The sequence below is a fragment of the Weissella oryzae SG25 genome, assembly GCF_000691805.2.
In the GTDB taxonomy this organism is placed as follows: domain Bacteria; phylum Bacillota; class Bacilli; order Lactobacillales; family Lactobacillaceae; genus Weissella; species Weissella oryzae.
Genome location: NZ_DF820492.1, coordinates 74,454 through 87,156, shown reverse-complemented (window position 1 = coordinate 87,156; position 12,703 = coordinate 74,454). Strand labels below are relative to the sequence as shown.

The following is a 12,703-nucleotide window of genomic DNA, read 5'->3' as shown; positions in this document are numbered from 1 at the left end:
GTGCTTTCAAAATGAAAGTATAAAAGTAACACAAATAGATTATAAACCGTTGGAGGATAGAAAGACAAAGCCTGTTATTATAAGTTTTGGTTCCTCCTCTATGCAGATTATTAGCCAGCTTCAATTTGCTTGCATAGTTTAAAACCCTTTGTCTTCAAGTTCACACAATTAAGTTGGTGTTCAAAAACTAAAAATTCAGTCTTATAGTTAAAAAAGGTCACAAGCCTATAAATTAGCTTGTGACCTTTTTGAAAAAATAAAAAGCATCAATTCCGAAGAACTGATGCTTTTAACACATTGGTTTGAATTAGATCTTGTTAACGTTAACAGCTTGCAAACCACGGTTACCTTCTTCAACGTCAAAAGAAACCTTTTGTCCGTCTTCCAAAGCCTTAAATCCATCAGTTTGGATAGCTGAGAAGTGTACGAATACATCGTCACCTGATTCGCGGGCGATAAATCCGAAGCCCTTTTCTGAGTTAAACCACTTTACTGTTCCTTGTTCCATGTCTAATATCTCCTGACACACATAATTATAATTCAAAGGTAATGCCAGATATTTTGGGTAAAACATAAAACATATCTTAAAACTATATTCATTATTATACGTCAAACTAATAATTTTTACTAGCCCATATTTCAAAATATAAAATTCTGATAAAAATTCATGACAATTACTTGGCGTACGCCTATGATTACAAATAGAAATAAATACTTAGGGGTTTAACTGTATGACCATTATTAATAAAATTATCCGTTGGTCTTTACTAATTCTTTTCTTTGGGGCTTTCTTATCAATGTTACTCGCTAGCCACACTGATACGACAATTATCAGTTCAATTAGCGTCATAACTCTAACGATAATTCTTTTCTTGCTCATTAGATGGATTTATCACCAATTGACAAGCTTTTCCAGCAAAACTAAAGGATATATAATCTGGCTAGCCTGGTTTTCAATTTTATTGATTCAAATCATCTTCGTCTTTACCGTACACGTTGGCGTTTTCGGTGATCCAGTCCAAATGCTACAAATGGCAACTCGCCTAGCTAATCATAATTATGATTGGGTAGAATGGATTCGCCAATATCCAAATTTAGTGCCATTAACTGCACTTTATACTGGTTTTCTCCATCTGAGTAGCTGGACTGGCCTACCATTCTTAGCGGTTTTTTATAGTTTTAACGTCGCTGTTACTAGTGCCATTGTCGGTTTAACGTTCTACTTAATCTGGCGTCACAATCAAAATATCGCCGTAATCGCCGCTGGCTTTGCGATTATAACACCGTTCTTCTACACTTTTCTACTTAATGTTGGTTATTCAGATGGGCCCGCAATTTTAATTTCACTAGCTTTAGCTCTCATTTATGACTCAGCTGAACATAAAGGGACATTTAAATGGTTAGCAGCTAGCTTGACCGTTATTTTATTTGGTGCCGCCTACCTTATGCGACCTAATATTATCATTCTTTTGGTTGCATTCTTATTGATGCTCTTGTTATCGTTTAAAAATCGAAAACAAAATTTCACTTTTCAACTAAATCTAAGAATGTTAGCCAGTAGCTTTGTTGGTCTAATCCTCGCTAGTCAAGTTAGTCGTTGGCTCTTTACCATCTTCCACTACGATAAAAATAATGCCGATGTCTTCCCAACGCTACACTGGATTTACATGGGGTTAAATCCAACTTCTGGTGGTAAATATTCAACTGCAGACCGTTATTATACCCTTTTACACCACGGGTATAAGACAGCGGCACAGGCTGATTGGGCTGGCATTTTGCATCGTTTCGCTGAATACAACCCAATTACGCTGATTCTACATTGGTTAGCAAAATTCTTTACCCTTTGGTCATCCGGGACCTTCCAAACTAGTACTGATTATCAAATTCGTTGGCAATCTGCACCCAGCTTTTTGCTTAATCACATGCTGACCTTGGATGTTCTCAATGAAAGCTTTACTAAAGCCCTCATTGCCTTACTACTTTTTTCAATCGTTGTTAAACTTTATCGAATGAAAAAGTTACAAGTCAACTTAATGTTGCTAGTATTACTTTTCATCATCGGTATCTCGCTATTCCATTCGTTAATTTGGGAAGTAAAAATCCGCTACCAATTCATGACCATTGGTTTATTACTCTTTGCTGGTTATCAAAACCTTGCTGACTTAATCGAACAACCGCTTAAATTTAATAAGTTTAAAGAGCTCACGCAAAAAAATACTTGGGCGCTAATTGCTTTGCCAATTTTAGGTGGGATTTCCTTGCTAACGATGAATTTGATTCCTAGTAACCATCTCTTATCACCGGTATCAAGCTATCGTTGGGCTCAATCATCAATTCAAAAGCAAAATGATCATACCTTTATTGAGCAAGGCCAGCAGATTTCACAAATTGTTCCTTTGGGCGTTAAATCATCAAATTTGCAACTAGTAACCGAGTACTCACAACCGCTTGTGTTGTACATCGATCGTTGGCAAGCAAATCAATGGCAGCCTGTCTTGGAAAGCAAAATCCCCGCCCATAGTTTAGTTAAGAATATTTCTTATCCCTTTGCAGCCGGTAAATATCGAATTACCTTACAAAATAATACAATTTATCCGGCTGAGGTAGCTGTGGCACAAAAATCTTATACGACACCAAATCGTTTATTAGCTACTAATCCCCAGGGTGATAATAGTACCTTAGTCTTTACATTTTGGCGTAGTTCTAACCAGCGGGCTGTCTATACACCAACCCTTATTGGTAGCTTTACGGGTATTATCGCTGTTACTTGGCTAATGTTAGCCTATCCACGTTGGCAGGCATTCCAACAAGTGAAAAGAAAAAACAAATAAGCTTTCAAGTTTCTTGATAAGCTATGATATAATTAGAATGAAAATCTTAAAGTAGAAAGACTTTCATGTTTGTGGCGTTGTTCTTTGAACAACGTCTTTTTTAATATTTAATTACCTGCCAAAAAGCGCATTAATACTGAAAGCTGGCCTATACTATGACTGCTTTAACTGTTGGTATTCCCCTATTTTTTGCTACAAATGTTGACACTCTGTTACTGTTACTTAGCATGTTGTTACTTTATCCCGTACATACAATTGTATTATCCCAGCTAGCTGGGGCGATTACCGTAATCGCCTTGGCAAATTTAGCTAGCCAAATTCTTAACCACCTTGTCCCAACTTGGAGCCTAGGTTTATTAGGTATTATCCCCATCATCCTTGCCTTTCGAGTAAACGTTGACCTACCAATTAAGCAAGATATACTTAAAAAATCAGGCGCCTATTGGTTAATCTACATGCTCTATTTAAGCTCAAGTAGTGACAACTTAATTTCCTACAGTGCCGTCTTTACAGCTAGTTCGTTAGCAAATCGGCTAGCAATTAGCGCTATATTACTAATACTCACTGGCTTATTACCCGTAATCATGCAAATAATCTATTCGCACACCTTTATCAAAAGCCATCTTATTCGTTACCAAGCAATCATTACTCGTGTAGCCTATTTTACAATTGGCATCTATATTTTATTTATTACCGCCATCATCCCACACCTAATACAACTATTGCTGCGGTAAATTTGCTAACGCAATTAAACCTTCATGCCAGTAATACACGGCTATTACTATCAATTTGACCTTAAGCCAAATTGATAAATAACTTTATCGACGTACTCTGCTTTAACTTCCCTTTTCAAAGTCTAGGTTAGTTTTTTAGAAATACCAACCTTGAAAACCCAGTTGTTTAAAGGCTACAATGGAAAAGCACTTTAAATCAGGCTGTCGAAAGGGTCTTTAAAATGATTTCCGTCAATAAAAATCGCTTCTTAAATGTTCAGGTTTTCCTATTATTTATGCTTTGTTTTCTACTCGGTTTAAGCGAGTTCATTATGGTTGGGGTTCTACCCCAAATTGCCCACGCGATCAATGTACCAATTACGGCAGTAGGTAACTTAGTGTCTTATTTTGCAATTGCTTATGTTATTCTTGCGCCCTTTGGTGCTGCACTAAGCTCACGCTTTCAACGTTTTCCCTTGCTCCTAACCCTCCTCATCTTTTTCCTAAGTGGCAACATGCTCGCTGCTATTTCTTGGAATTATTGGAGTCTGGTCGTTGCTCGGCTTATCGGGGCTTCAGTTGCTGGTACCTTAACTGCCGTTGCTCTGACCTTTGCACCTGATTTAGTTGACCTAGCCAATCGAACGCGGTTTCTTGCTTGGGTCTACTCTGGTTTTTCAATTGCAGCAGTCCTTGGCGTGCCGATTGGATCTTTCATTACTAATCAAATTGGCTGGCGAGTAACTTTTTGGTTAATTAATGTGCTTACGATTCTATTAATTTGCGCCGTTTATGTAACTATCCCTCGCACCAGCGCAGTGGTTACACAAAACAAAACCAATATTTTTACGCAATTTAAAATCTTCACTGATTTACGAATTCTCTTAGCCTGCGGTATCGTGGTCTTTGGTGCCGCTGGAACATACTCCTTTTACACGTATATTACCCCCTTACTAATTAACTACATCCACATCCCAAAAACTTGGTCTGGCTTGGGGTTAGTCGTTATTGGGCTAGCTGGCCTTTGTGGAAATATTTACAGCGGTAAACTCGCTGCTCAAGGTAGCGGTATTGAGCCAGCCACTAAATTATGGAAAGTTTTACTTGCGCAACTACTGGCGCTCATCATTTTTACCTTGGTTATGAATAATTTCATCGCACTATCCTTGGTACTACTTAGCCTAAGTTTAATGATGTATCTACAAAATTCACCTGCGCAGGTACTTTTTGTCGATGTACAAGCAAGTACCGGCTTGGGGTCAACTAATCTGGCTGCCGCCCTACAATCCATTGCTTGGAACGGCGGTATCGCTCTGGGGTCGGGCTTCGCTAGCTTAATTGTTGCTCACATCGGAATGCGCTGGATTGGCCTTAGTGGGGTCACTTTCGCAATCTTAGCCCTCCTATGTGTTGGTGCGCTTGGCCGACTAAAAAACCACCTTGTGCATGCGTAAAAACTAATCAAAAAAGCAACTAGGCCAAGCGCCTAGTTGCTAAAATAATCTTATTTTAAAGAGGACAATAACTGTCCTCTTTTTTATTGGGCAAAGTAGTTTTCCAAACAATCAACAATTAATTGATGGTCTTCTTCTGAACGCATCCCAGATACGGCAATCGTGCCGACCAAGCCAGTTCCCTTAACGTTCACTGGAAAGGCCCCACCAGCTGCTGCGTATTCAAACTTGTTCAACAAACTCGCCTCTTCTAAGCTTCGTTGCTCGCTCGTCATTTTAATTTGCAAAGCTAGGCTACTGCTACCAAAATTATAGACTGTGTTAATTTTACGTTGTAGCCATTTATCGTTGTCAAGCGCAGTTCCCGCCAAGGCAGCATGAAAAAGTTGTTGGTGCGCCCGTGTTATATCAATCGTAACTGGAGCTGCCTCGGCCTGTGCCAACTTTACTAAGCGATACCCAATTTCTAGGGCAGTATCATTATCAAATTGATCAAATTGTAGTTTCGCTTCTTGGGCGACCACTGTTTCTAAAGATGGTATTTGCATTTGCTTTACCTCGATCAAATTCTTCTGTAAAAATAAATTGCAACTTCCAAACGCTAAAAGGCTAACGCAATTTCTTGCGTTGGCCCCCAAAAGCCATTATCAACATAACCTGTCGGTAGTGGAGCTGGCTTTTCAAAGGATGACTGCAACTCATAGATTTTTCCCTGTTGAGCACCGATATACATACCGTGTAGTAGCTCAAAAACATGATAGCCCATCTCCATACTTGCCCGATGTGGCCGTCCCTTAACGATTGACCAAGCCATTTCAGCAGCGCCAACACCCCGTGAATTCTCTCTAAAGCCATGGGTGAAAGGAAATTCAGTTCCTTCATTCATTGGTTTTTGTAGAATATTGATTGAATCAAAGTTATTCGGATCACCTAGTTTTAAGATGCCTTCATCCCCAAAAATTTTTAATTCTGGCTCCTCGCTAAGAATATTTTCTGAATTAAAATGCACCGTGCATAATACACCATTCGCATATTCAACTACCGCTGTCAAAATATTTTCAGCTTTAACCTGTGATGCTTCACCAAACCAAGGCCGATCAACCCGCCGACCAATCCGGTCTGGCTTGTAAGTCCGGCCAAAGGCGGTCACACGCTTAGCTGGTCCTAAGATACTTGCCAACGCAGTCATATAATAACAACCAGTATCAAAAGGCAAGGTGCCACCTTTTTGGTTCATATGCGGGAAAATATCAGCGTAGATATTAAAGTCGCGATTCAAAGAAACAACGGCTGATAGCGGTTGACCAATTAACCCTTTTTCTAAGATATAATTGGCCGTTTGAATTCCAGCTCCCAAAAAGGTATCTGGCGCCAGACCTAAGCGCAAATTTCGGTCTTTAGCGATTTGACAAAGTTCTGCCCCTTCTGCCAATTCAACCGCAATCATTTTTTCAGAAAAAACATGCTTATCATGAAGTAATGCTTGCTTGATTACATCATAATGCGCCTTGGGATTGGTTAAGTTGATAATCATTTCAATTTGTGGGTCAGCCAAAATTGCTTCATAACTTAAAGCCTTTAGTTGATAGCGCTCAGCAGTTGCTAACATCCGTTCCTGATTAAGATCAAAACAGGCAACTAAATCAATAATCTTAAACTTTTCCTGTAATGATTGAATATATATATCACTAATTACACCACAACCGACAATTGCGGCCTTAATTGTTATTATTTCCATTTTTCATGCCTCCAAAAGATAGTTTACAATTTTATGTAAGCGTTTGCAAAGAGTTCTTCTAAGCATTTAATTATTTTCATAGCTTTTAATATTACTTATTAATTAATGTTTATTATTATCAATTGTAAAAGCTATACTGCATGAAATCTTGTAAAATATTACTTGGAGGGAAAAATTATGAATAAAAATCGTGTCGAAGCATTTACGGATGCTATTATTGCCATCATTGCTACCATCATGGTCTTAGAGTTTAAAACCCCAACTAGTTATGGATTAGACGGTATTATTGAAGAACTACCCTATCTATTTGCTTATGGTACCAGTTTCTTTTTCATTCTAGTCGCTTGGTATAATCACCATTATATGTTTGCCTTAATTGAGAGAGTTACCAAAAAAGTTTATTGGTTAAACAACTTATGGTTATTCACCATGTCACTATTACCTGTTTCTACGGCGTGGGTTGGCCGCTTTGTTGATAAAGCCATCCCCGAATGGTTCTATTTTTTCACAGTCTTTATTTGGACATTAGCCTACATCTGGTTGACCTTAGCAATTGTTGCAGACTTAAAGCAAACCAACCAGGCAAAAGCACAAAAGGTTTTGAATATGCCCGCAATTAAATTTCTCAGCAGTTGGTACGTTATGCTGACTTCTGTCATTGTCCTAATTGCAGTAGCGTTTTTCCCACCAATCGTCCTAATAATGACTATCTTAGAACTTATTTCAATGGCCATTCTTACGCCGGCGGACAGCGATCGAGTTGCATAACTTATATAACAAAAATGATAGTGCCTAACTAAGTTGGGCACTATCATTTTTGTTTGGTAAAATCACGGTTTCACCTTATATTTTGAATTAATTCATTAACTAAGCGTTCAATCTTATCACGGGTCAACCTAAACATGGCTAACTCCTCATCTGCACTATCATAGGGCCTTGCTGGATCAAGCAATGGCCAATGCCGTCTTTTGACAGCTGCCGGTGCAATTGGGCACTTATCGCGTGCATCGCCGCATAACGTAATTACATAATCGCTTGAATTTAGATAGGCTAAATCAATCAAATCAGAGGTCTGCATTGAAATATCAATATTGCTTTCTTGCATTACCGCCACTGCAAGGGGATTTAGTCCATGCTGCTCGATACCAGCACTCTTAATCTGCCAATCCTTTGGTGCGTACTGCTTGGCAAAGCCTTCGGCCATCTGGCTACGCGCAGAATTTCCAGTACATAAAAAATATAGTTGCATTGCATTATCTCCTGCAATTCCAGTTTTTAGCTTTCTAAGAGTATTTTCTTATAAATCAAGCGGTCTGCAAAGCAATATTTTTAATTTGTACCTTCTACCGCTGATAGAGCATGTGGCAGCTAGTCTATCTGACAATCAGTTTTATCAATATTTACCCACATAGTTAAAAAAATTCGTTATCCCTAAGGATAACGAACAAGTTTAATACATTAACTTTATCAAATATTACCACTCAATCGTCTTAGGATTATCCCTAAAGCTCTCAATCAAAACTGATTTTAATGTCAGCTTAATTACAAGCATATTTTCAGCGTTCTCATTCAAACTTTTTATTTCTGGCTGCGCCACTAGTTCCGCTTTTAATTGCTCGTCGGTTAATTTATCCACAACTACATTATTAGAGCTAAATCGTAAACCGGTTGCTTCCACAAACCAAGAACTAATTGCCACGGTGTCGCCAGTCGCAATTTTTTCAGCCCGACTTGTGTCTTTAGGCGTTACAACATACAAGACATTCTCAGCGGTCTTTGATTGTTTAAATGTCACAATTGAATTGTACACCTTTGTGTTATTTACATAGGCCAGCGTAATTTTGTTAGGCAACTTGGCTAAAACTAAACCAAATTGATTATTACTAGCATCATTAGCGTTCTTCTCCTTGGCCTTGCGAATTGTCATGACTACTAACGGGATGACCAGTAAGATATATCCCAGAACACTAACAACGATAATGGTCCAAAATAGCGTCTTAATCCCCAAACCAAAGACAACTAATTCAGAAAGTAAAATCGCAATAAAAAACACAACAAATAACTGTAAAAAACGCTTAACGTACATAATCCCTATCCCCTCTTATTAACTAAACGTCTATTATTTTAGGCCTTTCTTTAGCTATATTCAAGGCGATAACCAGATAAAACAACTACAATTATCTATATAATTAAATCATTATTATTTATAATTTCATCAAATTTGCTTACAAATAATAAACACTTGCACTAGGGTAGGTGCGATTTTCTGTAGCATTCAAATGCACTATAATACAAATTCTAAAAAGTTATTGTAAATCACTAATTAACTAAAAAAGTATATTGCTTATTTCTAAACAATATACTCTCATAAATTATCATTATTTACTTACAACGGACCTAGTTGCTTCTATCTGCTTGTCTTTCCATTCGACTACACTTTTAATTACAAGTTTTTCGATCGCATGGATATATTTATCCATTTTCTCATAATCAGGTTGATTATTTTCATCAATTGGCAATAGAATCTTTTTCCCTAAAGATTTCGAACTACGGAGTTTATGTCCATAATCATATTGTCCAAACAAAGATATTCTCATTGATGCACCAATAAATAACATGGTATATTTCGCCATCTTATTATCGTTACTCCAATATGCACCAGTATCGTCTCCCATTCCGTATTCATACGACCGATAAAATACATTTCCAAATATATCTACGGTTAAACTATTACCAGGAAAAATACGAACATTATTTGATATATAGTTTGCAATACCATTTTCAGTAGTGCCCGACATAACAAAAGGTAATTCGCCTTCTATCTGATCATCTTTTTTCAAACGTCTACCTTGTACAACATGGTCAAATAAATAACCAATTTCAAATTCACGCCAACTAATCGCCCCCCCCATTTTTTCTAAAGCTTTCAACTAATTGTCGCTCCTCATCTGATAATACGTAGCTATTCAATCCCGTTGCCTGTAGATATGTTTCAAGAGCCTTAATACGCTCTGCTTCAAGTTCCTTGATATAAGCCTCCATATAATCAAAAGCAATATTTCCAGTGTTATATACCGGTAAATTGATTTCAATATTATTAAAAGTATCGTCAACTTCCCTGACTAGCACCGATAAAAGCAGTGACTTTTGCTTATTTAATATTCCCGAAAAATAAAGCGCCAAAATATCGTTTATTTCAAACTTCGGTATTATTTTCCTAACAAATTGTCCGGCATACCACGCTTCTTTTTGATAAAAAAAATCCATTTGTAATAATCCAAGGCTAAACGTTTTTGCCGAATTAATGTTCTCGCTATTTACAAATCCCGTATATCCCCAAACACCATTATTAATACTGGTTCTGGTTACATATGGATACTTTTCTTCATTCACTCTAGTAAGACGGTCTTTATTGAATGATTTTGTGTTACTAATTTGAAACAACTCGGATAGCTTGAATCTTTTATTATTAAGCCCTGGATATCGCGCCCTAACTCGTTCTTCAACTTCTGAATTAGGGCTACTTAAAAATCCTGATTCGTTCCTTTAAGAATTTGAGAAACTTCCCAGCTTAAATAATCACTAACCGTCTTTTTGAAGTCAGCCTCGGTTGGAGTTGTATCAATTTTCTTGTTATAGTTCCAATCTTTTCCACTCTCTGGGTCAATTGTCCCTAAATAATAATTATCATTCTCATTAAAGTAATTCGTTTTCTTAGCCTTATTCAAAATAAGGTCAACAACTTCTTGATAATGCCCTTTTGCATCATTTGAGTTGATTAAATTAATCTTCGCTTTCTTGCGATTGGTTCTGGTATAGCCATCTTCTCTTAGGTCAACAAAGTAAACATTATCATCCTTTTTATGGCCACCCGTTCCGACCTCAAACAGGTATATTGACGTTTGCACACTAGCTTTAAATAAATCGGCTGGCATTTTAATGCTGGCCTTTAATGTGTTTTCTTTTAAAATACGTTGATTTATTTCGACGGCCTTACCTGTTCCTGCACTATCTTGGATAATGACTGCGCCATAGCCTTTTTTCTGCTTTTTGAAAGCTTTCTCGACAAAAATCATACCGTTACCTTCAGCAGAGTAAGGTGGATTCAGCAAAAACACATCCGCTGGAAATGGGTCTTCATTGTATGCGTACTTACCTTCATATTGGGTTAGTGAATTATCATTAACAATATTTGAAGAGCCATCCCCCATTAAAATCATATTCAAAACCGCCAGCATATAGACGTTCGGTAGCAGTTCAACCCCTAATAATTGCTTGGTTTTAATTCCTTCAATGGTATCAAACAATTTCCCTTTATCATTTGGATAGTGTTCATATGCGTCCTTAATCATTAAGTTCATCGCACTAATCAAAAAGCCACCAGAACCTAAAGCCCAGTCCCAAACATAACTTCCCATGTTAACCCTAGTTAATCTTGCCATAAAGTTAGTAACATAGCGTGGTGTTAAGACCACATCATTAGCTCCGCCGTCAGGTACATCAACCCACGCATTCATTACATTAAATAATTTACCAGTGAAATCATTGATTCCGGTTACGTCATAAATTGGAATTAATTTATCGTAAACTTCTTTATAGATTGCCCTAATTGGCGTCTGTGTCTCTAATTCAGATTTTTGATTTAAATTATTATCTACAAAATTACTTCTTAAAACATTGATAATCTGTTTTTGTTTCTTCTCTGGTAATTTGCGACTTTTCAAGGAGTTAGTTATTTTACGTAGTATCTTTTCGCCGTCGGTATTTCCTTCTTCGGTCGAGCCCATTAATTCACTTGGCTTTAGCCGTGCTACCTTATAGCCACCATCTTCATTTTTTACGCCGATAGCTGCCATTAGGGCACCCGCCACTACATTTATCCTTTGGCTTGGGATAATTTGTTGCTCATCATGAATTTTTTGATTTAACTCCTGCAAGGCTGCTTCGATTTTTGCATCATCCCGAATAGCTCGCTGTTCAATTTCTTTTGGATCTAATTGAACCGCTTCAATTTTTTTGAATAACGCTTCTCGTTGAATTGCTTTATTTTTCAAAAAATCAAAATCTTTAAAATCACCTAAATGGATTGGTAGTTCTGCATGAATTTTATTCAGTACATAGACACTAATTTCATATTGCATCTTCCCAGCTGATTCAAAACCATTTACCCCTACTGCGAGCACCTCCCGGTACTCTGTATCGTTAACAACATTCATAGCATAATAGACTGCACCATTTACAGCATAGTGAGGAATTGCTTGCTTATAATCAAAATTCTCATCTTTATCACGTAAAATAACTAAATTCTGTTTATCTAATTTAATAAGCTTATTTTTGGCTCCCTTATATTCAACGAAAACTGGTATTCGCTTTTCGCCGTCTTCAATAATCAATGAATAGTCAGGCCTTCCACCACCATTACCACCACTTTTAGATGGGTTTGTTTTAAGTGCACGCTCGATATCTGCATCAATAACTTGTTCTTCTGAACCTATTATCGGCCAGCCTAAATGTCGAATCTGCTCATCAGCCCACTGCTTTACAGATGTTTCAAATGATTTAACCATTTTAGGCCACCTCCAAGAAAGAAGGTTTAGTCCAATTTAAATGTGCTCTGTGCTCTGTGCTCTGTGCTCTGTGCTCTGTGCTCTGTGCTCTGTGCTCTGTGCTCTGTCATTATCAGTGCGTCCCTTTTTATTTTGTCAAGTTTTGTTGACTTTATTTTCTTATGTTTACTAGCTTTTGAACACAAGCATTTCCAATACCTAACCTTTACTTAAACAAAATATCAACTGCTTTTTCTAAAGCTTAGTAGCATAATATTTTGAAGAGCATATCTCTAAACTCTTTTTTGCAAATCACTTCTAATAGCATTGCGCACAGCCGTTAATTAGATTAATTATTTGTCAACATTGATGAAATTAAAAATTTTTAGGTATAGTTTAATTGGATATTCTCCAATATCCT

General features: G+C 37.3%; 11 protein-coding genes and 1 pseudogene. 4 read left to right on the top strand and 8 right to left on the bottom strand.

Annotation, left to right across the window (positions count from 1 at the left end; translation table 11 throughout):
* Nucleotides 1-307: 307 nt before the first annotated feature.
* On the bottom strand, nucleotides 308-508 hold the full coding sequence (locus TT13_RS07285) for a cold-shock protein (RefSeq protein WP_027699367.1): 201 nt from the start codon (nucleotides 506-508) through the stop codon (nucleotides 308-310).
* 223 nt (nucleotides 509-731) lie between these two features.
* Between TT13_RS07285 and TT13_RS07280 the strand changes: the two genes are divergently transcribed.
* The 3 genes from TT13_RS07280 (at nucleotide 732) to TT13_RS07270 (ending at nucleotide 4,998) form a co-directional block, all read left to right on the top strand.
* Complete coding sequence (locus TT13_RS07280; RefSeq protein WP_052348586.1) at nucleotides 732-2,831, top strand: glycosyltransferase family 39 protein; 2,100 nt, start codon at nucleotides 732-734, stop codon at nucleotides 2,829-2,831.
* A gap of 155 nt (nucleotides 2,832-2,986) precedes the next feature.
* Nucleotides 2,987-3,565: a cadmium resistance transporter gene (locus tag TT13_RS07275; RefSeq protein ID WP_027699366.1), complete on the top strand. Its 579-nt coding sequence runs from the start codon at nucleotides 2,987-2,989 to the stop codon at nucleotides 3,563-3,565.
* A gap of 221 nt (nucleotides 3,566-3,786) precedes the next feature.
* The gene (locus TT13_RS07270) at nucleotides 3,787-4,998 is read left to right on the top strand and encodes an MFS transporter (RefSeq protein ID WP_027699365.1); all 1,212 of its coding nucleotides are present in this window, start codon (nucleotides 3,787-3,789) and stop codon (nucleotides 4,996-4,998) included.
* 83 nt (nucleotides 4,999-5,081) lie between these two features.
* Here the strand turns inward: TT13_RS07270 and TT13_RS07265 are convergent, their stop codons facing one another.
* Both TT13_RS07265 and TT13_RS07260 read right to left on the bottom strand, forming a co-directional pair.
* A complete protein-coding gene (locus tag TT13_RS07265; protein WP_027699364.1) occupies nucleotides 5,082-5,546 on the bottom strand; it encodes a heme-degrading domain-containing protein in 465 nt (154 codons plus the stop codon).
* A gap of 53 nt (nucleotides 5,547-5,599) precedes the next feature.
* Nucleotides 5,600-6,736 (bottom strand): Gfo/Idh/MocA family protein, encoded by a 1,137-nt coding sequence (locus TT13_RS07260; RefSeq protein ID WP_027699363.1) that lies wholly within the window; start codon nucleotides 6,734-6,736, stop codon nucleotides 5,600-5,602.
* Between the two features lie 177 nt (nucleotides 6,737-6,913).
* Here TT13_RS07260 and TT13_RS07255 point away from each other — a divergent pair, with 177 nt between their 5' ends.
* Nucleotides 6,914-7,504: a TMEM175 family protein gene (locus TT13_RS07255; RefSeq protein ID WP_027699362.1), complete on the top strand. Its 591-nt coding sequence runs from the start codon at nucleotides 6,914-6,916 to the stop codon at nucleotides 7,502-7,504.
* A 70-nt stretch (nucleotides 7,505-7,574) separates the two neighbouring features.
* Here TT13_RS07255 and arsC read toward each other — a convergent pair whose 3' ends face one another.
* From arsC to TT13_RS07230, 5 genes and pseudogenes are all read right to left on the bottom strand, one after another.
* Nucleotides 7,575-7,985, bottom strand: a complete 411-nt coding sequence (gene arsC / locus TT13_RS07250) for an arsenate reductase (thioredoxin) (RefSeq protein WP_027699361.1) — start codon at nucleotides 7,983-7,985, stop codon at nucleotides 7,575-7,577.
* A 225-nt stretch (nucleotides 7,986-8,210) separates the two neighbouring features.
* A complete protein-coding gene (locus tag TT13_RS07245) occupies nucleotides 8,211-8,822 on the bottom strand; it encodes a hypothetical protein (protein ID WP_027699360.1) in 612 nt (203 codons plus the stop codon).
* A 292-nt stretch (nucleotides 8,823-9,114) separates the two neighbouring features.
* Complete coding sequence (locus tag TT13_RS07240) at nucleotides 9,115-9,666, bottom strand: restriction endonuclease subunit S (RefSeq protein WP_052348584.1); 552 nt, start codon at nucleotides 9,664-9,666, stop codon at nucleotides 9,115-9,117.
* Nucleotides 9,632-10,189 (bottom strand): annotated as a pseudogene (locus TT13_RS07235) (restriction endonuclease subunit S); the annotation flags it as partial. The pseudogene TT13_RS07235 and the gene TT13_RS07240, both read right to left, overlap by 35 nt.
* 71 nt (nucleotides 10,190-10,260) lie before the next feature.
* Nucleotides 10,261-12,303: an HsdM family class I SAM-dependent methyltransferase gene (locus tag TT13_RS07230; protein WP_027699359.1), complete on the bottom strand. Its 2,043-nt coding sequence runs from the start codon at nucleotides 12,301-12,303 to the stop codon at nucleotides 10,261-10,263.
* Nucleotides 12,304-12,703 lie beyond the last annotated feature (400 nt).